Below are 24,566 nucleotides of genomic sequence, written 5' to 3' on the forward strand. Positions count from 1 at the left end.
GTCCCGTCGCGAGGCTATTCGCGTGCCGGGATCGGCTTTCGCTCGCGCAGGTCGAAGCGGTCGCCGGTGCCGAGCACGTGGACACGAACGCCGTGCATGGAGAGGACCCGATCGAGATCCGCCTCGGCAACGTTGCTGTGGGTGACGCCCGCACCGTCGACGACATAGACGGCGCCGCTGCCGATCACCTCGAAGCGGTCGCCTTCGACCAACGCCGCCGTATCCTCGTCTATGCCGATGCCGAGGATGCGCGGATTGTGCGCGACGGCGCCGATCAGCCGGCCAAAACGGCCGCGCTCGGCAAAATGCTGATCGATGATGACGTCGCGGATCAGTCCGAGGCCGGGCGCCATGTGGAGATCACCGATCCGATGGGTCTCGGCGCTGGTGCCGCGGACAAGCATGACGTCGCTCATCACCGAAGCCCCGGCGGAGGTGCCGGCGATGACGCCGCCACGGTCGAACAGCGCCCGCACCTTGGCCTCGATTCCGCTGTCGCCGATCTGGCTGGTGATGCGAAGCTGGTCGCCGCCGGAGAAGAAGATGCCGGCGGCATCGTCGAGCACCAGGAGCTTGTCGCGATCCCCGGCCTCGCAGCGATCCTCGACATAGAGCTCGACCAGCTCGCCGATGTCGAGATCGCCGAATGCCGTCTCATACTCGTCGAAATAGCCTTCCGGCTGATGGCTGGCGACGGTGGCGAGGACCAGCTTGCCACCGTGTATTTTTCGAGCGACCTCGCGCAGGATGGTCCGCCGCCCCTTCGGATCGCGGTCCTCGCCTCCACCGATGATGATCAGGCAGCCTTGCCGGCGCGAATCGGTCATGCTTCGTCCTTGTTCAGCCAGACGCGGCCGGCGGGCTGCGCGGCGCTTGCCGTTGCAACGGCGAAATGGGGGCTATTGTGCCACCAGCCGATCGCGCCGTCCTTTCGGATGGCGATGCCGCCGCCGTCGCCGCCGAGATGCGGCAATTTCGACAGCGGGCGCTCCAGCGCCGCTTCCGGCCCGATTTCCGGCATCAGCCGGATGACCTCCGAGGAGATGGCGAGCCGCGCGATCGCCTCGCCCTTGCCGGAGAGCGCCAGCGCGCCGATCGCATTGTCCGCATAATAGCCGCAGCCGGGGAGGGCGCTGTCGGCCATCCGTCCCGGCTTCGCGCCGGGAAGGCCACCGGTGGAGGTCGCCGCAGCCAGGTTGCCTGCCGTATCGAGCGCAACGGCACCGACCGTGTCGTGCTCGGCCAGCTCCCGGCGCTGCTTTTCAACGACCAGTTCCTCGGGGTCGCACAGCTCGGCGCCTTTTTCGGCCGCGAAACGCCGTGCGCCGGGGCCGGCGACGAGGATCTCGTCCTCCGGCATGAGAAGCCTGGCAACGCTGATCGGGTGTCGAACCGCCTTGATCACGCCGACCGCCCCGACCGCCAGATCGACCCCGCTCATGATCGCAGCGCACATCTCGATCTCGCCCTCGCCCGTGAGCGCAGACCCCTTGCCCGCATTGAAGGTCGGATCGGCCTCGAGAATGCGGACCGCGGCCTCGACCGCGTCGATCGCGCTGCCGCCGCGCGTCAGCACCGTCCTCCCGGCGGCGAGGGCCGCCAGGCAACCGCGGCGATTGCCTTCCCGCGCGTCCGGCGCGATCAGCTTGGCCCCGCCGTGGACGGCGAGGGCCCATCTGCCCTGACCCGGCATCATCCTATTCGGCCGCGTAGAGAGGGCGTCTGGCCGCGCTGTCCGTCGCCCCGGCGGGCGCAAAGTCGCAAACCTGCTTCCATGCCGCGGAGACGTCGGTCGGCGTGATCACCATGAGATCGCCGGGCCGGCCGGCACGCAGGGCCGCTTCGGTCGCCTCGGGCTCGCCGGTGACGAGGCGGATACGGTCCGGATCGGCGCCACATTCGAGCGCGCCCTGTTTGAGCAGGTTCATGATCTGCCCGCGTGGGCGACCGCGGGTCCCCGGATCCTCCCGGAAATAAAGCTCCTCGAAGATGCCGGCGGCGAGCCGGCCCATCTCCAATATGTCCTCGTCGCGACGGTCGCCCGGGATGGAGAGGACGCCGATCGTCCGCTGATATCGGTGGCGCAGCCCGTCGATGAGGTCGCCGATCGCGGAAAGGCCGGCGGCATTGTGTGCATAGTCGACGATGATCCGGAAGCCGTGGGCGTCATGGACGTTGAGCCGCCCCGGATTCTGCTCGAAGCTCGATCGGAACCCCGACAAGGCCGACCGGATGGTGAGGAGCGGCACGTCGTGCGCGACGGCGATGGCGCAGGCGGCGAGCGCATTCGCGATGTTGAAGGTGGCGGCGCCATGGATCGTCGCCGGAATGTCGCTTGCCGGCATGATCACCTCGCGCCGGCCGCCGCTGTGGAGGACGAGACAGCCGCCATCTTCGCCCGGCTCCCTCACGACCGCAGTGCGGCCCCGGTCGATGTGGCGGCGCAGGCATTCGGGCATGTCGTCGCCGCCATGGAGTGAGAACCAGATGATGCTGCCGCCGGCACGGCGCGCCATCCGCACCGTCAGCGGATCGTCCGCATTGAGGATGGTCGTGCCGTCTCGCGGTACCGTCTCGGTGATCAGCGACTTCAATCGGGCGAGATCCTCGAGCGTCTCGATGCCCTTGAGCCCAAGATGGTCGGCGGCGACGTTGAGCACGCAGGCGATGTCGGCCTCGGCGAAAGCCAGGCCTTCGCGAAGGATACCGCCACGTGCCGTCTCGAGTACGGCGACTTCGACGCTGGGATCGCGCAACACCATGCTCGCGCTGCGCGGTCCGGTGGCATCGCCCTCTGCGACGAGCAGGTCGTTCACATAGACGCCGCTCGTCGAGGTGAGGCCCACCGTGCGACCCGTATAGCGCAGGATATGATTGACCATCCGTCCGACGGTCGACTTGCCGTTTGTGCCGGTGATGGCGATGATCGGAATCCGGCCGCGGCAGCCGCGCGGGAAGAGCATGTCGATGACCGGGCTGGCGACGTCGCGCGGCGCGCCCTGCGATGGCTCAAGATGCATGCGGAAGCCGGGAGCCGCATTGACCTCGATGATGCCGCCACCTGTTTCGCGGACGGAACGGCTGATGTCGGGGGCGATGAAGTCGATCCCGGCAACGTCGATCCCGATGATCGCGGCGGCGCGCCGGGCGATTTCGATATTCTCGGGATGGATATCGTTGGTACGGTCGATCGCGCTGCCGCCGGAGGAGAGATTGGCGGTGTCGCGAAGCTCGACGACCTCGCCGGCGGCCGGAACGCTGTCGACCGTCAACCCGGCGCGAGCAATATGGTCGACCAGATGCTCGTCGACCCGGATCCTGGTCATCACCTTCTCATGACCTTCGCCCCGGCGCGGATCCTCGTTGAGCATGCCGATCAGCTCGGCGATCGTGCGCGTGCCGTCACCCTTGACCTGCGGCGGGACGCGCTCAGCGACCGCGACGAGCTGGCCGTTGACGACGAGGATGCGATGATCGCGGCCGGGGAAATATTGCTCGAGCACGATCTGGCGGCCGTGGCGTCGGGCAAGGTCGAAGCCGAAGCGCAGCTGCGCCTCGCTTTCGATGCCGGTGGTGACGCCGCGGCCGTGATTGCCGTCCAGCGGCTTGGTGACGAGCGGGAAGCCGAGCCGATTGGCCTGGCGCAACGCTTCCTCGATCGTGCGGACGACCGTCCCGCGCGGGACCGGCAGCCCCGAATCGGCAAGCAGCTTCTTGGTGAGGTCCTTGTTGCCGGCGATCTCGACCGCAACCAGCGAGGTACGTCCGGTGATGCTGGCGCGGATCCGCTGCTGCCTGCAGCCGTAGCCCAGCTGGATCAGGCTGCGCTCGTCGAGACGGATAACGGGAATCCCGCGGCGGCGTGCAGCGTCGATCAGCGACTGCGTGGTCGGGCCGAAGCTGCTGTCCCTGACCATCCGGCGAAGGTCGGCGAGCCGCGTCTCGAGGTCGAACTCGGCTTGCGCGGCATGGATTCGGTCGAGGTCCTCGACCCCGCGAAGGTCGGCCGGAAGGAGCGAATCGACCAGCTCGAGCGCGCAGCGTCCCGCGGCGAGGGCGACGCCCTCGTCGCGATACGCGTACATGACGTTATAGACGCCGGGCCGGCCCTTTACCGAACGGGTCTTTCCGCGCGTGAGGCGGTCCCCCGCCATGGTCTGGAGCTCGAGCGCAACATGCTCGAAGATATGCCCAAGCCAGGTGCCCTCGCGAAGCCGGCGGACGAAGCCGCCGCGCCGGCCGAAGCAGCAGCCATGGGCGTCGAGGCCCGGCAACATCGCCAGCAGGCGATCGGCGAAGCCTTCGATCCTGTCGCTGGGCCAGTCTTCCATGCGGCCGAGGTCGAGCTGGATCCGCACCATCGGGGTGTGGCTGTAATAATGAGGGCCCCGATAGACGCCGGTCTCGAGCACCCGGACCGGCTGGGTGAGCAGGCGCGTGACGGCGTCCGACGAGGCGCCGAAGAAGACGGACTGGTCCGACAAGCAAAGCTCCCTGGATGAAAGGCAAGATCATGGCCGTGGCCAGATCGAATGACTTCATCGCGCACAACGGCCGGACGACCATTGGCGTTCCGGAACAATCGTCTTGATCCAGATCAGAAAACCGCCCTGTCCCAACGGTATAAGGGCCCGACTACCGCGTCGGACGAGCGGTGGTCGGGCCTCTTCGAAAGCAGGCGCGAACGATGTCCGAGCGGGTCTCAGGGGGGCGGCAGCGGAAGGGCGGTTTCGCGGCCCGGCAGCGCGCGCATCCATATTCCGATGCCGCGCATGGACAAACCCTTCCATCTATCGCTGACCGCCCACAGAAGCACCCGCATCGCGGCGCGCAGGAGATCGCCGAGACCGACGGCCCGGCGCGCCAGGCCGGCGGGCCGACGGCGTGCCGGGACATGGCCGGTCGCATGTGTGGCGCCGCGGCGGCGACGCCCGGAAGCGGCGGCGTGAGCGGCGGCGGCACGGCGCGCCGACTGGCGCCAGACGACGCGAAAGCCGCGCGGGACCCCGCGCCAGGAACGACCCGAGCGCACCATGTCACGGCCGCAGCGGCTGCAGGTGCCGAACTCGAAGCCCTGGTTGCGGATGTTGGCGGGGAGAGGCTTGTGATGGCCAATCAGGCAGTCGAGGCGCATTCGGAACTCCTATGCAGCTAACTTGGTGTCGAGATGGAAGGCGGCGAGTTCGCGAAGGTCCGCGTCGCCTTTTTCGAGAGCGATGGCGGCATCCCAGATTTCGAAGGTTCCGCCGGTGCCGAGAATGAGCGCGTTCCCGCCGATCCGCGCGCGGCGGCGCATCAGCGGGGGCAGGGTGACGGCGCCGCTCTCGACATCGGCGGCTTCGACGAAGCCGAAGGCCCGGCGTGCGCGGGCAGGATGAAGGTGCGGCGCGGCCGCCTGCTCGGCAATCCTGCGCCGCTCGATGTCGAGATGGATGATAGTGGCGTAGGCCGGCTCATAGGCGACGAGGCAGGGATCGCTGTCATGCGTGCCGATCAGCAGGGTCCCGCCGGCGCCCCGCCGGTTCATCGTCGCCTGTACGGACGAAGGCAGACGCAGCCGGCCACTGGCGTCGACCGCTGCTACTCCGCTACCGGTGAAAGGATGTTCAACCAAGTCCCCGACCCCATGACCGGGCGCCGTTAACCACGACGCCGCGTACGGGGCAGGTATGACGCCGGAGCTGCCGGGACTATTCGTATAGATACGGGGCCGGGATTCTACGGTTAACCGGAATCCCTCGGTACATCGCCAGTATTCATACGGGGCTATGCCGTTAACCGGCAAACGCAATATGGTTAATCCATCGTAAAACAGCGTCGGCATGTGGCCGACACCATCTTCGGAGTGGGGCAACATGATTGAAGTAGTTATGGGCATGGAAGAGCTGAGCCCGCGTATCGTTGTCGTCGGAGTCGGGGGCGCCGGCGGCAATGCGGTGGCCAACATGATCCGCAGCAATGTCAGCGGCGTCGAGTTCGTCGTCGCCAATACCGACGCGCAGGCGCTTCGCGCTTCTTCGGCCGATCGTATTCTTCAGCTCGGCCGGCGCACCACCGAAGGTCTCGGCGCCGGATCGCGGGCCGAAGTCGGCGCCGCCGCTGCCGAGGAATCCTTCGCCGAGATCGAGCGGATCCTGGAAGGCGCCAACATGTGCTTCATCGCCGCCGGCCTGGGCGGCGGCACCGGCACCGGCGCTGCTCCGGTGATCGCCCGCGCGGCCAAGGCCATGGGCATTCTCACCGTCGGCGTCGTCACCAAGCCGTTCGGGTTCGAAGGCGAGCGACGCGCGCGCGCCGCCGAGGCGGGGCTGCAGGCGCTCCAGCAGCAGGTCGACAGCCTGATCATCATCCCGAACCAGAACCTGTTCCGCATCGCCAGCCCGAACACGACCTTCAAGCAGGCGTTCGACTTGGCCGACGAGGTGCTCCAGCAGGGCGTTCGCGGGGTCACGGACCTGATGACCATGCCGGGCTTCATCAATCTCGACTTTGCCGACGTGCGCACTGTCATGGCCGAGATGGGCCGCGCGATGATGGGCACCGGCGAGGCCGGTGGCGACGACCGCGCCCTGCGCGCTGCCGAGGCCGCCATCGCCAATCCGTTGCTCGACGAATCACTGAACGGCGCCCGCGGTCTGCTCATCTCGATCAGCGGCGGCCAGGACATGCGCCTGATGGAGGTGGATGAAGCCGCCAACCATATCCGCGGTCTCGTCGATCCCGAGGCTGACATCATCTGGGGCTCATCCTTCAATCCCGAGCTCGAAGGCCGCATTCGCGTGTCCGTGGTCGCCACCGGCATCAACGGCGAAGCGGCGGCCGCCGCGCCCGCGGTCGACGCTGCCTTGCTCAGGAAGATCGTTGAAAAGGCGCCGGCGAGGGCGCTGGTGCGCGACGCCAAGCCGGCGCCCGCTTCGACGAGACCGGCAGTTTCCCCGGCTCCGGTCGCCGTCGCGCGGGTGCGCCCCGCTTCCGAGCCAGTCCCCGCCCCGAAGATCGTGCTGACTCCGCCGGAGATCGAGATTCCGGAGCCTGCCACGAGCGCCTATTTCGACGAGGCGGTGCAGCTGGAGCCGGTGGAGGAGCTGTTGCTCGGCGCCGACCGACTGCTGCGGCCGGTGCCGCCGAGCCCGCCGCAACCGCGGGCGCCGGGCGCGATCGCCGAGGCGATGCGCGGACCGAGCCTGTTCGAGCGGATGGCGATGGCCGCGCGCGGCGCCGTCGTCCAGCGCGGTCGCGAGGTCGATCCGGTCACCGCTCGCCGCGGTCCGGTCTTCCTCGATCGGCGCCACGCCGCCTGATCGGAGGGTCAATCACGGCCCCGGCTCAGTGCCGGGGCCGTAATGGCTCAGACAGACCAGGAACAATGACTGTCCAGGGACAGAATCGATGACCATCGGATGAACGGTACGCGGCAAACACTGTAAGATATTCCACTAGGTTTCCGACAGCGCTGATCTGCATTAACTATATTCCTGCCGTTGTTACAGGGATTCCACCAGGTCATGTCGCAAACCATCCATATCGTGGACGACGATCCGTCAGTCCGCGGCGCAACCAGCTTTCTTCTCTCCAGCCACGGCTACTCGACACGCATCTACGCGAGCGGCAGCGAGTTCCTCGAACAGGCGCAGCTCGACGGTGGGTGCGTTCTTCTGGACCTCAGAATGTCGGACCTTTCCGGCCTCGAGGTCCTCGATCGCCTTTCGGAAGCGGGCGTGACGGTCCCGGTGATCATGCTCACCGGCCATGGCGACGTGACCATCGCCGTGCAGGCGCTTCAGAGCGGCGCCGTCGATTTCCTCCAGAAGCCCTATGAGGAGCGAGCGCTCATCACGGCGCTCGAGCGGGCTCTGGCCGGGGGCGGCCGGGGCAAGAAGCGCGACGAGGCCCGGCGCGCGGCCGCGGGCCGCCTGCAGCCGCTGTCGCAGCGCGAGATGCAAGTCCTTCGCGGCCTCGTCGCCGGCATGACCAACAAGGAGATGGCGCGCAGGCTCGGACTGAGCCCGCGTACCGTGGAAATGCACCGCTCGACGATGATGGTGGATCTCGGCGTCGATTCCGCGGCGGATGCGATCCGGATCGCGCTCGACGCGGAGCTTACGCCGCTCGAGCAGGAAGGAGAGGGGCAGGCACCGACCGCCGCCGCGCTCGCGCCGATGATCGGCCGCCGTGGCAAACCCGTTCAGCCGGCGGCCCCACGCCCTCTCGACGAGCTGCTGCCGCCGGTGCTCGACGCCCTTGAAGGCTCGACCGATTGCGTGCTCCTGCTCGACCGGCAATTCAACGTCACCTTCCTGAACGGCAACGCCCGGCAGGCGCTGTCGGACGGCACCGATCTCCTCGGCCAGAATGTCTGGGATTTGCTTCCAGAACTTCGCCAAACGGTCGCCGGGACCGAGCTCCAGCGTGCCGCCGAGGAACGCTGCGCTGCTTCGTTCGAGTTCTTCTCCCCGGACAGCAGCCGCTGGTTCGCCGTCAATGTGCGGCCGATTCCGAGCGGGCTCCAGATCTTCTTTCGCGACCTCACCGGTGAGCGCACCGCCGATGCCGAGCTGCGCCAGAGCGAGGAGCGGCTGCGGCTCGCGCTCGAGGCGTCGGGCGACGGGACCTGGGACTGGAACCTGCGCACCGGCCAGATCCACTTGTCCCGCCGCTATGCCGAGCGCCTGGATTATGGCGAGATGCCGCTCGAGGCAGGGATTCGCCAGATCCTGCGTCTCATCCACCCCGCCGACCAGGGCCGATTGAAGGATCGAATCCGCGAGCATCTGGCCGGAAGGACGGACAATTTCGTGTGCGAGTATCGCATCCGTGCGCGCGACGGCCAGTGGCAGTGGAATCTCGACCGCGGCCGGGTGGTCGCTCGCGATTCCGTCTCCGGCGCCGCGCTCCGAATGGTCGCGATCAGCACCGACATCGGCACGTTCAAGGCGCTGAAGGCGCGGATCGTCGAGGCCAATGAGCGCATCAAGCTCGCTCAGGACGCAGCCGGCGCCGGCCTGTGGGATTATGATCTCGATACAAGACGCGTGCTGCTGTCGCGCAACAGCCGCACGATGTTCGGCTTTTCGTCGAACGCACCCGATGAAATGGACCTCGCCGAATGGCAGTCGCGGGTTCACCCTGACGATCTCGACGAAGCCCTCGGCGCCATCGAAGAGGCGGCGGCGACCGGCCAGCCATTCTCGATCACTTTCCGGGTCGTCCATCCGAGCGGAGAAGTCCGCACGATCATGGGCATGGGCAAGCTCGCCGTCCACGAGGACGGAAGTCGCCGGATGATCGGGCTCAATATCGATCACAGCGAAGAGGCCCGATCGGCCGAGAAACTCAGCCGGCTCGAGGCCGAACTGCTCAACGCCGCCCAGGTCGGCGCGATAAGTGCCATGGCGGCGTCGCTGGCCGACGAGCTCAACCAGCCGCTCACCGCCATCACCAATTACGTCCAAGGCCTCAAGCTTGCTTTGTCGCGCCGCCCGGCCGGCAGCGATCCGAACGTGACGGCGGCGCTCGACGGCGCCGAGACGAGCGCCAGGCTCGCCGGCGGGATCGTCCGCAGGATCCAGAACAAGACAGCCCTGATCCGCCTCGAACGCCAGCCGGAGCCGCTCTCGCAACTGATCGGCGATGCCGCCCGTGTCGCCCTCGCCGGCCTTCCGCAGAACGCCGTGCAGGTGAAGCTTGCGATCCCGCGCAATGCGAACCGTGTTCTCGTCGATCGCGTCCAGATCCAGCATGTCCTGGTGAATCTGATCCGCAATGCGATCGAGGCCATGAAGGACGAGGCGACCCGGCCCGAGATCGCCATCCAGGCCTCGGTCAATGTCCGAGGCGATGTCGAGATCCGGGTGGATGATCGCGGCCCCGGAATATCCGAAGGCGTGGCGCTCAGGCTGTTCGAGCCCTTCGTCTCGACCAAGGAGAAGGGAGCCGGGATCGGTCTCGCCGTCTGCCGCACGATCGTCGAGGCGCATGGCGGCCGCATGTGGGTGGAGCCGGGGCAGGAGGGCGGCACCTCGATCGGCTTCACGCTGCAAGGAGGCGACCGAGGCGGCCGAGACGACGCGGCTCGGGCACGAGCGGCCTGAGCTGACAAATGCCCCTCGGGAGACCTCGCAATCGCCCGTCTGGGCCAGGGAAAATTCTCGACGTACCGACGCGCTACGGACGTGGGTTGGAGTTCTGGGAACCACCGGCTAATCCCAGGCGCTGGAACGATGAGGCTTCTGGACAATTGGCACAGGCGGAAGGATCGCCGGGAACGCAGGAACGGACATGACCTCAGCGTCGGCATTGAACGTCATCATCGTCGATGACCAGGGACAGATGCGAACCTTGGTTCAGCGCATTCTCGAGGGATTCGGCATTACCGGAATTCGATGCACGGCGAGCCCTGTCGAGGCGCTCGCCCTCGCGCGCTCGGGTCGCTTCCAGTTGGTCATCTCGGATTACACGATGCCGGAGATGGACGGCTTGGAGCTTCTGGCCAGGATCCGGAAAGACCCGGCCACCAACAACCCGCACGTCATCATGCTAACCGGATCGGGCGAGCGCTCGATCGTCGAGAAGGCAGTGTCGCTCGGCGTCAGCGACTATGTCGTGAAACCCTTCCGCGCAGCCGACCTCAGAGCGAAGATTCAGCGCCTGTTCGGCGACCTGAGCTGAACGTGGTGCTTCGTCCTTGAGGCCGCCGAGGCGAGGAACCGGAGCGGCCCAATCGATCTTTGCCTCGGTTCGCAGAGATCAGGCTGCGCAGTCTATGATCTCCCGCACCTTGGCGGCCATTTCCCACTTGCGATACGGCTTGGGAAGAAGACTCACGGTTTCGCCATTCGGCCTCACCGGAAGCTCGAGGCTGTCGGTATAGCCGCTGGCGTGGAGAACCTTCAGCCCGGGCGATCGGTTGGTCGCCTCCTGAGAAAGCTCGAAACCATTCATGCCCCCGGGCATCACGACGTCGGTGAACAGCAGGTCCAGCTTGGGATGCTCGTCCATCGCGGCGAGGGCCTCGGCGCCGCTCGAAGCGATGACGACGCGGTAGCCGAGCTGCTCGAGCTGCCGAGCCGTGACCTTCCGAACGGCATCATCGTCCTCGACGAGCAGGATCGTCTCGCCCTTGCCCCTGCAAAGGGCCTCGGCTTCATCGTCGACGCTCTGGTCGGTGATGCTGTCCCGGCATTGGGGAAGGTAAAGCTGAACCGAGGTGCCGTGCCCGACCTCGCTGCGGATCCTTACCTGGCCGCCCGATTGCCGGACGAATCCATAGACCATGCTGAGGCCGAGTCCGCTTCCCGCGCCGACTCCCTTGGTGGTGTAGAAGGGTTCGAACGCCCGCTCCAAGGTTTCTGGCGACATGCCTTCGCCGGTATCGGTTACGGTTATCACGACATAGGTGCCGGGACTGAGGTCGAGCCCTCGCGAGAGACGCTGCTCGGGTCCGACGGTCTGATTCGCGGTTTCGATGACGATGGCGCCGCCATTGGGCATGGCATCGCGGCCGTTGATCAGCAGGTTGAGAATAGCCGATTCGAGCTGGGCCGGATCAACCTTCGCGGACCAGAGAGCATCGGACAGTTGCAGCTGCACGTCGACCGATCCGCCGAGCGTGCGCGCCGAAAGTTTGCCCGTGGTCGAGACCAGTTCGTTGATATTCACCGACACAGGGGCGAGCGCCTGCCGACGCGAGAATGCCAGAAGCTGCTGGTTGAGATCGCGTCCGCGCAGTGCGGCAGCGATCGCCTCCCTGACCGGCTCGGCGAGCGTCTCGTCGGTGAGATCCTCCTCGACGAGATCGAGATTGCCGATGATGACCGCCAGGAGATTGTTGAAGTCGTGCGCCAGGCCGCCGGTAAGCTGCCCGACCACCTCCATCTTCTGCGCGTGGCGGATGGAATCCTCGAGATCGCGAACTTCGGTGACGTCGCGGGCAATGGCGAGGATCTGGGCGACTTCGCCCTCGTCGGTCTTGATCGGCGTGACCACGAAATCACACCATTTCGGCTGCTTCGTCACGGTCGGGCAGAAGGCCGAGAAGCGGTCGGTGCTGCCCTTCATCGCACGGGCAACCGCCGAACGGAGCGACTGGCGCGTTTCGTCCGGCCACAATTCGTCCCAGTCGCGGCGACCGAGCAAGTCGGCGCGGTCGTAGCCGAGCATGGCGAGAAAGGCGGGATTGGCTTCGTCCACCCTGCCGGTTTCGGGATCGATCAAGGCGATCGCGTCGGTCGCATCCTCGAACAGGCGGCCATAGCGCAGCTCGGAGCTGCGCAGAGCCGTTTCGGCGGCGCGTCTCGCGTCGATCTCTTCGTGCAATTCCCGATTCTGGTCGAGCAGGGTTCTCTGGATCCTCCGCAGCTCGAGATGCATCTTCACCCGAGCCAGCAATTCCTCGATCTGGAAAGGCTTGCCGACATAGTCGACGCCGCCCGCGGCGAAGGCAGCGACCTTGTCGTTGACGTCGGCCAGCGCCGTCATGAAGATGACGGGGATGTCCCGGGTCTCGTCCTTGTCCTTGAGGCGCCTGCAGGTCTCGAACCCGTCGATCCCGGGCATCATGATGTCGAGCAGGATCAGGTCCGGCCGTACGAACTCAGCCCTTCCGATGGCCTCTTCGCCGCCCTGCGCGACGGCTATGTCGAAGCCGTGATCCTCGAGATGTTCGACGACCACGCCGAGATTGACCGGGTTGTCGTCGACGATAAGGATCGTCTGCACGATCTCGTCCGCTGAATCCGCATGGCTCATCGCCGCCCCCTCGTGCTTTTCCGCATCTTTGATCCCAGGAAATCGAATGGCCGCGCCGGGGTGATCAACGACGTTGTTCATGCCCCCGACGCCCGGAGGTCATCGGTCAGCTGGGTCGCGAAACCCACGCGTTCGCCAAGGCTGGCGAGCACGCCGGCCCCCTGTTCGGCTTCGGGCCGCAACATCAGGCGATGAAGCCAGTCGCTCGAGGTGAGCAGACTTGGCAGGTCATGAGCGGGCAGGGCCTCGCTGAACAGGAAGCCCTGGATCTCGCCGCAGAGTTCGTCCTGCAGGTAGCTGAGCTGCTCCGTCGTCTCGACTCCTTCTGCGACGCAGTTGAGCCCGAGATTGCGCGCGAGGTTCAGGATGGACTGCACCACGGTCGCCGTCGTCGAATGGGTGGCGAGATCGCGCATGAACGACCGATCGATCTTGATCCGGTCGAGCGGGAATCGGCGCAGATAGGAAAGCGAGGACCAGCCGGTTCCGAAATCATCGACCGAAAGCGTCACTCCCAGCGCCTTCAACCTGCGCATCGTGCCGACGGTGACGTCGGTTTCGTCCAAGCTGAGACTTTCGGTCAGCTCGAGCTCGAGCCAGTGCGGCTCCAGGCCCGCCGCGCTCAGCGATTCCTGCACGGTCTTCACGATGTCGCCCCGGTAGAATTGCTGGGCCGAGACATTGACCGCGAGGCGCACGGGCGGGATGCCCTGTCGCTGCCACTGCGCGTTCTGCCGGCAGGCCGTCTGAAGCACCCAGGCGCCAACTTCAGCCATCATCCCGAGCTCCTCGAGGATGGGGATGAACTGTGCCGGCGCGATGAGACCCTCGGTCGGGTGGTTCCATCTCAGCAGGGCTTCGAGGCCGGCAACGGTCTTGGTCGCGAGCGAGATCTGCGGCTGGTAGTGAAGCACGAACTCGCCGCGCGACCACGCCCCCCGCACATCGTTCGACAGCAGGTGCCAGCGCTGGGCCGCGGCGTTCAGCTCGGGCGTGAAGAAGCGTTGCGTGTTCCTTCCGCTTTCCTTCGCATGGTACATGGCGATGTCGGCCGCCCGGAGCAGGGCGCCCCCATCTTCGCCGTCGCCCGGATAGACGCTCACGCCGATGCTGCAGCCGATGCGCAAGTCCAGGTTTCCGATAACGAACGGGTCGGCAAGGAGGCCACGGATCTTCTCGGCGACGATCGCGGGGTCTTCCGCGTTTTCGAGGTCGGGCAGAATGACGACGAATTCGTCACCGCCGATGCGAGCGGCCGTGTCGGTCGCTCGCAGCGAAGAGCGAAGACGAGCGGCGACGCCTTCGAGAAGCTTGTCCCCGATATGGTGGCCCAGCGAATCGTTTATATGCTTGAAATGGTCGAGGTCGAGCATCAGCACGGCCGCGCGCTTGTGATTGCGGCGGGCGTTCGCCATTGCCATCTTCAGCCTGTCGGCGAGAAGAAGCCGATTGGGCAGGCCGGTGAGGGCATCGTGATGCGCCATGTAGAGAGCGCGGGCCTCGGCGGCCCTGCGGTCGCTGATGTTGCGGAAGCTGAACTGCACGATGGGACTGCCATCGGCTTCGTAGCAGCTCCCGACCACCTCGACGGCGATCGGCGATCCGTCGCCGGATTGGAGAACCCAGTCGTCATATTTGATCGAACCGAATTCGTGCAGGTCCGAGAGGCATGATTTGGCTGCGCCGACCGCGCGGAAGCTGCCGATCTCGTTCAGCACGCGGCCGACCAGCAAATTGCGCGGCAATCCCACCATGGCGACGAAAGCCGGATTGGCATCGGTTACCTCGCCGGAAAGGCTGTCCAGCAGCAGGATGCCGTCGGTGGCGGTTTCGAAGAGGCGTCGATATTGCAGCTCTGAGGCACGCAGCGCCGACTGGGCCGCGCGCCTTGCTCCCATCTCGTTCTGAAGCTCCAGATTCTGCGCGGCCAGCCGGCGCTGGACGCTGCGAAGCTCGATATGGGTCCGAACCCGCGCCAGCAGTTCCTCGTTCTGAAACGGTTTGCTGACATAGTCGACGCCGCCCGCGGCGAAGGCCGCGACTTTATCGTGGATGTCGATCAGCGCGGTCATGAAGATGACCGGTATCGCGCTCGTCGCCGCACCCGACTTCAATCTCCGGCAGGTTTCGAACCCGTCGAGGCCCGGCATCATGACATCGAGCAGGATCAGGTCAGGCTGCACGAATTCTGCCCGCTTGATCGCTTCCGCTCCGCCCTGCGCGACGATCACTTCGTAGCCATGGTCCTCGAGGTGGTCGACGAGTACCCCGAGGTTGATCGGATTATCGTCGACGATGAGGATAGTTTTCGGCGTCTGCATTGTAGTTGTACCGCTCATGGCTCGACGATCTGCTTCTTCTTCGAATGTTTCTCAATCAAGCTGAGAATCGTTGATGACTGGTATGTCCTTGCGAGTTGCTGGATCTTGTCAGCGAATGGACGGTAGCTTTCGTCGATTTCCTTGAGGTGATCAGCCTGCCTCCGTATGGCTTTCATATTTCCCGAAAGCGCAATCTTCATCAGTGACTCGATCTGGTCTTCGGGAATCTCGACGATCTCTTCGGCATCCGGGCCGGGATCCGCCTTGTCCTCTTCGTCGCCCTTGCTGACCCACTTGATTCGGAGGTGCTGGACCAGGGCCTTGACGAGGTCGTCATATTCGACCGGCTTGGTCAGGAATGCGTTGGCCCCGGCGGCGAGGCTTCGAGTCTGAACGTCCTGGGTCGCGCTGGCCGAGATCACGATGATCGGAACCGATTTCAGGGACTCCAGCTCGCGGATCTTTTGCGTCGCCTCGAAGCCGTCCATCACAGGCATCCTGATGTCCATGAGGATCAGGTCCGGCTGCAGGGCCTGCGCCTGCTCGACTCCATCGAGTCCATTCTCGGCTTCGCTGACCCGGAACCCGAGCTGGCCGAGCGAGTCCGCCAAATAGGCGCGGTTCGCTTGCGTGTCGTCGACCACGAGGATGGTCCGCGGCCGGCCGGAATAGCCCGTGATCCTATCCGGGGCGTTGGCTGGCGTGTCATCGCCGACGGACGACAGGGGAAACTCGACGTCGAACCAGAAGCGGCTGCCCTCACCGAGCCGGCTGGACACCTGGATCTTGCTGTTCATGAGCCCGATGAGCTGACCGCTGATGTTCAGGCCCAAGCCGGTTCCGGCCGATCGCCGTTCGGCGTCGCCTACCTGCTCGAAGCGGCGGAAGATGAACTTCAGCTCCTCCTCGGCGATGCCGACGCCGCTATCGGCGACGGCGAACCGCAGAGTGGCGGTCGCGCTTCCGGTAGCAAGGGATTGGACTTCCAGCCGGACCTGCCCATAGCTGGTGAACTTGATCGCGTTGCCCAGCAGGTTGATCAGGACCTGGCGCAGCCTCTTCTCGTCGGCGGTCACATAGGCGGGGAGATCCTGCGGAAGGCTGCAGTCGAAATCGAGCCCTTTCTCCTCGGTTCGCACTCTCACCATGTCGGCAATGCCCTGGAGGAAGGGACGCAGGCTGATCGGGGCCGGACACAGCTCGAACTTTCCGGCCTCGATCTTCGACAGATCGAGTATGTCCGTGATCAGCGTGAGCAAGTGAGAGCCGCTCTGGTGGATGGTGCGCGCCGCCATCGTTTGCCTCTCGCCGAGCGCCCCGTCCCGTTCGAGCAGCTGCGCGTAGCCGAGAATGGCGTTGAGCGGGGTGCGAAGCTCGTGGCTCATATTGGCGAGAAATTCGGACTTGGCTCGGCTGGCCGTCTCCGCAGCGGTCTTGGCAATCTCCAACTCCCGGCTCTGCTGCTCGACGCGGCCGAGGCGCTGGGCTTCCAATGCCTGGTTCCTGAAGGTTTCGAGAGCCTTCACCACCGCGCCCAACTCGTCGCGGCGCGCGAGACTTGTGATCTCGATTCCGTAATCGGCGTTGGCGAGTCGCGACGTCGCGTCGGCGATCTTTCGGATCGATCGCACCGTTGCCGAACCGACCATGAAGGTGACAGCGCCAATGGCGGGGAGGGCCAGAAGCGCGAGTATGCTGAAGATGGTGACGACCGCCAGCACGTGGGCACGAACGGCTTCGGCGCGACGGGCAGCCTCGTTCGTGCCATGCTGGGCGATCTGGCCGATCCGCGTCGACACAAGCTTCGCATTCTCGCGGAACGGCTCGAGCATCATTGCCGCGCTGGCGAAGTTCACGCCGAGCATCGACGTGACCACGTCCACCGTCGCGGAATATTCGTCGACCTTCGTCCTGACGTCCTTGAGCTGAGTCAGGTTCGCCCGCCCGATATCGCTGTCTTCGAGCCGGGCGAGGTCCGCGCTGATATGCTCCAGATCCGTCCTGATGCGGGCGGCTTGCGCGGCGACATCGCCGGCGCCGGGATTGGCCGCCTCGTTGATGAAGAGCCTGGCAAGCTCCGCGTCGGCCGTCTCGAAACGGGCGGCGATCTCCGACAGCCGAGCGGCCTCCGGCATCGCCACCTGGACGATATAGTCGGTGTGCCCCTGGACGTTCCTCAGCGCAGAAACCTGGACCACGGCCATGACCAACAGCAACAGCACCGCGACCGCCGGCGTGACCCCGAACTTGGCGATGAGCGGCCAATCCGAGAATCGACGCACGCGACGTGCGGCATCGAGCGCAGGCGCCGCTGCGATGAAGGTCGGCATCAGAACGTCGCTCGCACCGTCGCCCAGAAGCGACGCTCGGACGGGACAGGAGACAGATCGACGGAGGCGGCATCGGTCAGATTCTCGCCGCTCAGCTCCAAGCTGAGGCTCCTGCCGACCTGAAGGGCGAGCTTGGCGTCGACCGCGAGGCTTTGCGAAAGCCGCGTGAGCTCCAAGCCCGAGCCCTGCGCGATGACCTGCGACGTGGCGGAATTATAGCGCGCAGCGACCGTGCCCAGCCAAGGGCCCCGCTCATAGCTGAGCTGGACCCTGGCCTTGTGCTCGGGCGTCGCGCGATCGAGCGCCAGCGGCAGCTGTATGCCCTGGAATTGTCGCGCCGGCTCCTGGCTGGACTCGGTCCAGGTATAGTCGAGGAGCCAGGAGAGGCCGTTATCGCCCCGGTGAGCCGCGGATGCCTCGATGCCGAGGGCGCGGAAGCTTCCCACATTGTCGAAGTCGAAGAAGATGAACGGATATTGGGGCGGTGTCGCGCGGGGCGGCATCTGGCCCGCCGGCGTGCTCATGATGTGGGCCGAACGGTTGAAGAAGGCGTTCACGTCGAGCTGGATCTGCGCGGCCTCGATCCTGTGCGACAGCCCGATCTCGCCGCTCCAGACGATTGACGGGCTCAACGACGGGTCGCCCGCGACCACCACCGGCAGGAGCGGGGTGGGGATCACGAAGCGCGAGGCCAAGGCGAACAGGGAAGGGGCCTGCAGTCCACGAGCGACGACCAGGCGCAAGGCCGTCGATTCGTCGACCTGGTAATGAAGAGCGCTATTGAGGCTCCACTCGGTGATCGATCGGCGGAAATCTGTCTTGTCGAAGATCGTCGGCTGGTCGACGATGCCAATCTGCCGAAGCTGCAGATGATCGACTCGTCCCGCCAGGGTGAGAGTCAGCGCTTCGGTCGGAGCGGTCTCCCACATGCCGCTGACCGCCAACAGGTCATAGGCGGTCGCCCCCGGATAGCCCGGCTGCTGCGTCAGGCGGTTGTGCCGATATTCGGTGCCGATCCCGAAGGTGTTGGACGTTCCCGCCGGGACGACGAGCTTCGAGGACAGGACGGTGACTTCATTGTCCAAGTGAAGACCGAACGGAGGGAAGCTGATCGGCCCCCGAATGTCCGACGCGTTCCGGTAGGCCGTCGCCGCGAGAACGCCCCAGCCGAGGTCGTGCGAGATGCGACCGCCGAACGCATGGAACCTCTGGCGCGACGGGTTGAGCTGGAGGACGTGGAGGAAATCGTTGCTCCGGGTTTCGGAATAGTGGCCGCTCAGCACGGCCTGGGTCCCAACGCCGAGCTGGCCGTAAACCTCGCCCGCGACCTGGAGCCGCAACGGGTCTTCGGCGGCATCGCTGGCAGGAGCGAGCGGGGAGCGCGCAAGTGCGTCCAGCTCGTCCCAGCGACTATAGCCGGCGGAGAGCCGGACGCCGAAGTCGCTGCCGAGCGCAAAGGCCGCGGAACCGGAGAGGCGGGCATAGCCTTCGGTGCCGATATCGGCCGAGGCCGTGACGCGCTGCGTCGTCAGCGGGTTGACGGTGACGATGTTGATCACCCCGGAAACCGCGTTGAAGCCGAAAAGGGCGCTGTTCGGCCCCTTGACGACTTCGATCTGCTGGATCTCGTCCAGCTCGACGCCGATCGAGCCCCAGTTGGTCATCCCATAATGGTCGAGATAGACCTGGCGGCCATTGACGAGGACGAGCAGCCGGGGATTGAACGGCTGCACCCCGCCGCGCACGGCGACGTCCGACTGATTGGCCGTCCAGCGGGAGACGTCGATGCCGGCATAGGCGCGCAGAAGATCGACGAGATCGCGCGCGGGCGATCGCCTGATGTCGTCTCGCGTGATGATGAGGAGCGCCGCAGGGGCGTCGGACGCCCGTTGCGGCTGGCCGGTGACGCTCGTCGTCACGGATTCGCCGAAGAGATCCTGGAGCCCTTGGTGATCGAGCTCCTGCGCTCGTGCCGTCCCTGCGACGCTGATCGCGGCCGATGCCAGCAGCGCCGCTCTCCAGTGGCGGGTTCCTCCCAGAGGAAACGTGCGGCGCATCTTCAAACCTCCGTGACGAGCATGAGAAAGCTCGTATTGAATCTAAGATTGGCGGCTCGGGCGGCCGCTCGGCTGACGAGGATCTGGATCCTCCCCCCCGAGCTGATCGACATGACGCATTGGCCCGAGGTCGCGCAGCGACGATCGGAGCTGACGGTGAGGATGGACCGCGGTCCAGCAGCCGCAGAGACCCGGCCATAATTGATGCCGCGCGTGACGAACGCCACGCGGGCGCCGTCGAGCTGGGCCAAGGCGTTCGAGGCCACCATCCGCGGCCGCAGGGTGACTCCACCGGCCCTTATCCCGGAGCGGAGCGCACGCTGCATCGCCTCGGCCTCGGCGACGGAAGCCTGATTGCCCGGCTCGTAGACGATGGCTACCGTGATCGAGCCCGAGAAGGGAGGAACGAGAAAGGAGAGCGCACGGCCTAGAACCTGGATCGTGTTGTCCGAGCGTTGGGCGGCCGCGCTGCTTGTGAGGGTCGGCATGACGAGCACAGCGGACGCGATGAGCAGTCGAAAGTGTATCACGGCCGTCCCGGGCTCCGAGATTGGTGTCTACTGGCAGCCCGATTGCTAACGAAGAAAATCTAAATTTCAGTGCGACTTAGTCTAGGTATATCTACTTACGTGCCGGGCCGCGCCGCGACGGTTCTTCGCGAGGCCAAGGCTCGTGGTCGTGAATGGATCGGCCCGACGGCGCACGAGGCCTTGCATCGACCGGGTGAAGCCGAGACGTGGCCGAAGGCTCCTCCTATCTCCTTGCACACCGGCTCTGATGGGTAGGCCCGGCGCGTTCCCTAAGGTCGTCCGGTCCATGGCGGGTCGACCGAAAAGACCGCCGGCACGGCGGCATCGACTGCGGCGAACGCTCGGCATGGGTGTTTGCCGCGGATTGGCGGAGAGGGTGGGATTCGAACCCACGGTGAGCTTGCACCCACGGCGGTTTTCAAGACCGCTGCCTTAAACCACTCGGCCACCTCTCCGGGCGCGTCGCGATAGCGCCGGGGCGCCAAAAATGTCAAAGAGGGATGGCTTATGCCGTCGAGGCGGCCGGCTGACCTTCCTTCGCGACCATAAGCTCGGGCGCGCACGCCATCTTCGTCCCCAGCGGCAAGGCGCTGCAAAAAATCGCCGGTTCGCGCTGGGATCGCCCGCCTTCACGTCCGGTCAAGCTCCTGCCATATAGGCCGAAGACAGATGAGGATGAGCATGCGTAAGCTTTTGATCGTGGCATCGGCACTGCTGGTGATCGGCGTGCCCGCCGCGCGTTTCGAACCAGGCGGATCCGGCGAGGGCCCGGTCAAGGTGGAGGTCGAGGCGGCCGCGCAGGCGCAGGGGTCGGGCAGCGGCCTCAGCCAGGCCGGCTTTCAGGCCTTCCTTCCGCAATTGCGGGCGGAGGCGCAGCGCGCCGGAGTAAGCCGCGCAACGCTCGACCGCGTCTTCCCGACGCTCACCTTCTCGTCGCGTACGATCGAGCTCGATCGGGCCCAGCCCGGCGGCGCCGCCGGCTCGAGCGCGATCCCCGCATTCGCGCCCTATCTCGCGCGACACGTCACCCCGACCCTGACCAGCCGCGGCCGCTCGCGCTACGCCGAGAATGCGGCGCGGCTCAACGATATCGGCCGGCGCTACGGCGTGCCGCCGTCGGTGCTCGTCGCCATCTGGGGCAAGGAGACGAGCTTCGGCAGCATCACCGGGGACTTCGACCTGCTGAACTCGCTCGCGAGCCTCGCCTACGAGGGCCGGCGGCGGGACCTGTTCACGGGCGAGTTCATCGCCACCTTGAAGATGATGGACCGGGGCTTCCCACGCTCGCAGCTGGTCGGCAGCTGGGCGGGCGCCACCGGCCAGTCCCAGTTCCTGCCGAGCGTCTATATCCGGCTCGGCGTCGACGGCGACGGCGACGGCCGCGCCGATATCTGGCGCAGCCATCTCGACGCACTCGCTTCGATCGCCAACTATCTGCGCAGCGCCGGTTGGCGCCCCGGAATCCCCTGGGGCGTGGCGGTCAGCGTGCCCGCCGGCTTCGACCGCGCCGCCATTGCCACCCGTCTGCAGTCCCCGCGCTGCCCGCGGGTGCACGAGCGCCACAGCCGCTGGCTATCCGCCGCAGAATGGCGCCGGCGTGGCGTCGCCAACAGCCTGCCCGACGGTACGCTGGCGAGCCTGCTCGAGCCCGACGGTCCGGGGCGGACCGCCTATCTTCTCACCACCAATTACCGCACCATCCTCGACTATAATTGCTCGAACTTCTACGCGTTGACCGTCGGCCTGCTCGCCGATTCGGTATCCCGCTGAAGTATCGAGGTTTTGACAGAGAGATGACGCGCAAGCCCCTGACGATCGCTCTTTTTCTTGCAGGGTTGAGCCTCCCGGCCGCGGCCGCGGCGCCGCCGTTCGAAACGCCGGCGCCGATCGCCTACATGCTCGACCTGTCTTCGGGCGCGGTGCTCTACGCCAAGGACGCCGATCGCCGCATCCCGCCGGCGTCGATGGCCAAGATGATGACCACCCATGTCGCCTTCGAGCTGATCGACAGCGGCGAATTGCAGCCGAACCGGATGTGTACCGTCCGGCCGGAGACATGGCAGCGCTGGCACGGGCCCGAGGCCGGATCGACGATGTTCCTGTCGCCGGGCGAGCAAGTGAGCGTCGAGAACCTGCTGCATGGGATCGTCACCCTTTCCGGCAATGACGCGACCGTGGTTCTTGCCGAGTGCATCTCCGGCACCGAGGCCGCCTTCGTCGCCTTGATGAACCGGGAGTCGCGCGAGCTGGGCCTGCGCAACTCGAACTGGGGCAATCCGGTCGGCTGGCCCGACAATGGCGTCACCTTTACCACCGCCCGGGATCTCGTGACGCTTGCCGCCGCGACGATCCGGAATCATCCGCGGCTCTATCGCGCCTATTACGGGGTTCGGGAATTCACCTGGGGCCGCACGATGGGCGGCAATCAGCCGATCACCCAGGCCAACCGCAATCCGCTGCTCGGCCGAGTCGCCGGGGCCGACGGACTCAAGACCGGCCATACCGCAGAAGCGGGCTACGGCTTCACCGGGTCGGCGGAGCAGGACGGACGGCGGATCGTCATGGTCGTCGCCGGGCTCGACAGCTTCAACGGCCGCGCCAACGAATCGGTGCGGTTCATGGACTGGGGCTTCCGCGCCTGGCAGTCGCGCCCCTTGCTCGATGCCGGCGAGCGCATCGGCGAGGCGCGGGTCCAGCAGGGCAGCGAAGCGGCCGTCGGGCTGGTCGCGCCGCGTGCGGTCGCCGTCACGTATCCGGCGGGTCTCGGCCAGGATGTCCGCGCCCGGATCGTCTACCAGGGGCCGGTCAAGGCGCCGATCGCCCAGGGACAGCATATCGCCGACCTCGTCGTCCAGGCAGGCGACATGCCGGCGCAGGTGACTCCGCTCCATGCTGCCGAGGCGATCGGCGAGGCAGGCTTCTTCGGCAGGATCTGGACGGGCTTCAAGCATCTGTTCGGCCTGGCGTGATCGGCCGCTTCGTCACGCTCGAGGGCGGGGAGGGCGTCGGCAAGTCGACCCAGGTCAGGGCGTTGGCGGCGGCTCTGCGCGAGCGCGGCCTCGAACTGGTCGAGACGAGGGAGCCAGGCGGCAGCCCGGGGGCGGAGGCGATACGCCGATTGTTGCTGGACGGCACCGACGATCGCTGGGGCGCCGAAGCGGAAGCCCTGCTTTTCGCGGCTGCCCGCGCCGATCATGTCGACAAGGTCATCCGCCCCTCGCTGCAGAGCGGCTCGTGGGTCCTGAGCGATCGCTTCGTCGACAGCTCGCTGGCCTATCAGGGCGGTGCCGGTCGGCTCGGCCTGGAGGCGGTGCGGTCGATCAACGGCTTCGGGATCGGCGAATGTTTTCCGGATCGTACCCTGGTTCTCGTGCTTCCCGAAGGCATCGAGCGCGCGCTTGCCCGGGACGACCACCGCAGCGACCGGATCGGAGGACGCTCGGCGGACTATCACCGCGCCGTCGACGCCGCCTTCCGGAAGATCGCCGCCGACGAACCCGACCGCGTCCGGCTGATCGACGCGTCCGGGGCCGTGAAGCAGGTGACGGCGCGTCTGCTCGGCGCCCTCGAGGATCTGTTGTGACCCCGCTCTACGGCCATGACGACGCCGTCGCCGCCTTTCGCGCCGCCCTCGATGCCGGGCGGCTGCACCATGCCTGGCTGATCGCCGGCGCCGAAGGCATCGGCAAGGCGCTTTTCGCCGACAAGGCGGCGCTGCGGGTGCTGGCGCAAGGGGCGGGGCCGTTGCACGGCACCGGCTTGGACGTGCCCGACGATCATCCCGCGGCGCGCCTCGCCGCCGCCGGCAGCCATCCCGACCTGATGCGGCTGGAGCGGCTGACCAAGGATGGTGGCACCGAACTCGCGCGCAGCATCAGCGTCGACCAGGTGCGCGGCCTGCAGCGCCTGTTCGCGACGACATCTTCGCTGTCGCCGTGGCGCGTGGTGGTTATCGACTCGATCGACGATCTCGAGCGCAACGCCGCCAACGCCCTGCTCAAGAATCTCGAGGAGCCGCCGCCGAGCACCGTTTTCCTGCTGGTCAGCCACGCACCCGAGCGGCTGCTGCCGACGATCCGCTCGCGCTGCCGGGTATTGCGGCTGGCGCCGCTCGGCCATGACGTCATGGCGTCGGCGCTGCGCGCCGCCTTGCCTGATGCCGACGAGGCCGAGATTGCCGGCCTCGTCGCCGTGGGGGAGGGGGCACCGGGACGGGCGATCGCCTATCGCGGCCTCGACATCGACTCGCTCGACCGGGCGATGCGCGCGCTGGTGGAGGAGGGGGATCCGACAAATGCCAAGCGGGCGGCGCTCGCTTCGGCGCTCAGCGGGAAGGCGGCGCAGCCGCGCTACGAGGCCTTCCTCGCGCGAACGCCGTCGCTGATCGCGGCGATGGCGAAGCAGCGCCGCGGTCCGGCGCTCGCCGAAGCGCTGGCTTTGTGGGAGCGTGCGAGCGGGCTCGCAGGCAGCGCGCGGCGCCTGTCGCTCGACGTCCAGAGCACGGTGTTCGAGCTGGGCGGGATGCTCGCGGCGCTCGCGCACGAGGGGGAACGCCGCGCCGCCTGATCGCCGGTCCCTGGC

The 24,566-nt window shown here is 66.4% G+C and carries 17 protein-coding genes and 1 tRNA gene; 7 read left to right on the forward strand and 11 right to left on the reverse strand.

Annotated features, from left to right (window positions below):
* Positions 1-14: 14 nt before the first annotated feature.
* From DDE10_RS03025 to DDE10_RS03045, 5 genes are all read right to left on the reverse strand, one after another.
* A complete protein-coding gene (locus DDE10_RS03025) occupies positions 15-827 on the reverse strand; it encodes a cyanophycinase (protein ID WP_114951214.1) in 813 nt (270 codons plus the stop codon).
* Positions 824-1,696 carry an isoaspartyl peptidase/L-asparaginase family protein gene (locus DDE10_RS03030; RefSeq protein ID WP_284734407.1) on the reverse strand — a complete coding sequence of 291 codons (873 nt, stop codon included), beginning with the start codon at positions 1,694-1,696 and terminating at the stop codon, positions 824-826. The genes DDE10_RS03025 and DDE10_RS03030 overlap by 4 nt, the downstream gene beginning before the upstream one ends.
* Position 1,697: 1 nt before the next feature.
* Complete coding sequence (gene cphA / locus DDE10_RS03035; RefSeq protein WP_284734408.1) at positions 1,698-4,484, reverse strand: cyanophycin synthetase; 2,787 nt, start codon at positions 4,482-4,484, stop codon at positions 1,698-1,700.
* A gap of 218 nt (positions 4,485-4,702) precedes the next feature.
* Positions 4,703-5,134 carry a hypothetical protein gene (locus DDE10_RS03040; protein ID WP_114951215.1) on the reverse strand — a complete coding sequence of 144 codons (432 nt, stop codon included), beginning with the start codon at positions 5,132-5,134 and terminating at the stop codon, positions 4,703-4,705.
* A gap of 9 nt (positions 5,135-5,143) precedes the next feature.
* Positions 5,144-5,614 (reverse strand): hypothetical protein, encoded by a 471-nt coding sequence (locus tag DDE10_RS03045; protein WP_162806238.1) that lies wholly within the window; start codon positions 5,612-5,614, stop codon positions 5,144-5,146.
* Positions 5,615-5,876: 262 nt separating this feature from the next.
* Here DDE10_RS03045 and ftsZ point away from each other — a divergent pair, with 262 nt between their 5' ends.
* The 3 genes from ftsZ to DDE10_RS03060 all read left to right on the forward strand — a co-directional run bounded on the left by ftsZ (position 5,877) and on the right by DDE10_RS03060 (position 10,668).
* The gene (gene ftsZ, locus DDE10_RS03050) at positions 5,877-7,301 is read left to right on the forward strand and encodes a cell division protein FtsZ (RefSeq protein ID WP_284734409.1); all 1,425 of its coding nucleotides are present in this window, start codon (positions 5,877-5,879) and stop codon (positions 7,299-7,301) included.
* Between the two features lie 204 nt (positions 7,302-7,505).
* Positions 7,506-10,091 carry a PAS domain-containing protein gene (locus tag DDE10_RS03055; RefSeq protein WP_114951218.1) on the forward strand — a complete coding sequence of 862 codons (2,586 nt, stop codon included), beginning with the start codon at positions 7,506-7,508 and terminating at the stop codon, positions 10,089-10,091.
* Between the two features lie 205 nt (positions 10,092-10,296).
* Entirely contained in the window at positions 10,297-10,668 is a 372-nt protein-coding gene (locus tag DDE10_RS03060; RefSeq protein WP_284734410.1) for a response regulator, read from the forward strand.
* Positions 10,669-10,746: 78 nt separating this feature from the next.
* On the opposite strand, the gene DDE10_RS03065 is transcribed toward DDE10_RS03060, so the two are convergent.
* The 6 genes from DDE10_RS03065 to DDE10_RS03090 all read right to left on the reverse strand — a co-directional run bounded on the left by DDE10_RS03065 (position 10,747) and on the right by DDE10_RS03090 (position 20,440).
* Positions 10,747-12,747, reverse strand: a complete 2,001-nt coding sequence (locus tag DDE10_RS03065) for a response regulator (RefSeq protein WP_162806240.1) — start codon at positions 12,745-12,747, stop codon at positions 10,747-10,749.
* 77 nt (positions 12,748-12,824) lie between these two features.
* On the reverse strand, positions 12,825-15,068 hold the full coding sequence (locus DDE10_RS03070) for an EAL domain-containing response regulator (RefSeq protein ID WP_284734411.1): 2,244 nt from the start codon (positions 15,066-15,068) through the stop codon (positions 12,825-12,827).
* 14 nt (positions 15,069-15,082) lie between these two features.
* A complete protein-coding gene (locus tag DDE10_RS03075; protein ID WP_114951222.1) occupies positions 15,083-17,398 on the reverse strand; it encodes a response regulator in 2,316 nt (771 codons plus the stop codon).
* A complete protein-coding gene (locus DDE10_RS03080) occupies positions 17,398-19,455 on the reverse strand; it encodes a TonB-dependent receptor plug domain-containing protein (RefSeq protein WP_114951223.1) in 2,058 nt (685 codons plus the stop codon). Before DDE10_RS03080 ends, DDE10_RS03075 begins: the two co-directional genes overlap by 1 nt.
* A gap of 2 nt (positions 19,456-19,457) precedes the next feature.
* On the reverse strand, positions 19,458-19,943 hold the full coding sequence (locus tag DDE10_RS03085; RefSeq protein WP_162806243.1) for a YfiR/HmsC family protein: 486 nt from the start codon (positions 19,941-19,943) through the stop codon (positions 19,458-19,460).
* 407 nt (positions 19,944-20,350) lie between these two features.
* Positions 20,351-20,440 (reverse strand) — tRNA-Ser (locus DDE10_RS03090).
* Positions 20,441-20,660: 220 nt separating this feature from the next.
* Between DDE10_RS03090 and DDE10_RS03095 the strand changes: the two genes are divergently transcribed.
* Genes DDE10_RS03095 through DDE10_RS03110 form a run of 4 tightly spaced genes read left to right on the forward strand, consistent with a single transcriptional unit; the run spans position 20,661 to position 24,551 of the window.
* The gene (locus DDE10_RS03095) at positions 20,661-21,755 is read left to right on the forward strand and encodes a lytic murein transglycosylase (protein WP_284734412.1); all 1,095 of its coding nucleotides are present in this window, start codon (positions 20,661-20,663) and stop codon (positions 21,753-21,755) included.
* A gap of 23 nt (positions 21,756-21,778) precedes the next feature.
* Positions 21,779-22,954, forward strand: coding sequence for a D-alanyl-D-alanine carboxypeptidase family protein (locus DDE10_RS03100; RefSeq protein ID WP_114951226.1), 1,176 nt, complete (start codon positions 21,779-21,781; stop codon positions 22,952-22,954).
* Complete coding sequence (gene tmk, locus DDE10_RS03105; RefSeq protein ID WP_114951227.1) at positions 22,951-23,568, forward strand: dTMP kinase; 618 nt, start codon at positions 22,951-22,953, stop codon at positions 23,566-23,568. Before DDE10_RS03100 ends, tmk begins: the two co-directional genes overlap by 4 nt.
* Entirely contained in the window at positions 23,565-24,551 is a 987-nt protein-coding gene (locus tag DDE10_RS03110) for a DNA polymerase III subunit delta' (protein WP_114951228.1), read from the forward strand. Before tmk ends, DDE10_RS03110 begins: the two co-directional genes overlap by 4 nt.
* The last annotated feature ends 15 nt before the right edge of the window (positions 24,552-24,566 follow it).

Origin of the sequence: Sphingosinicella terrae, assembly GCF_003347635.1 — a bacterium.
Taxonomy (GTDB): domain Bacteria; phylum Pseudomonadota; class Alphaproteobacteria; order Sphingomonadales; family Sphingomonadaceae; genus Allosphingosinicella; species Allosphingosinicella terrae.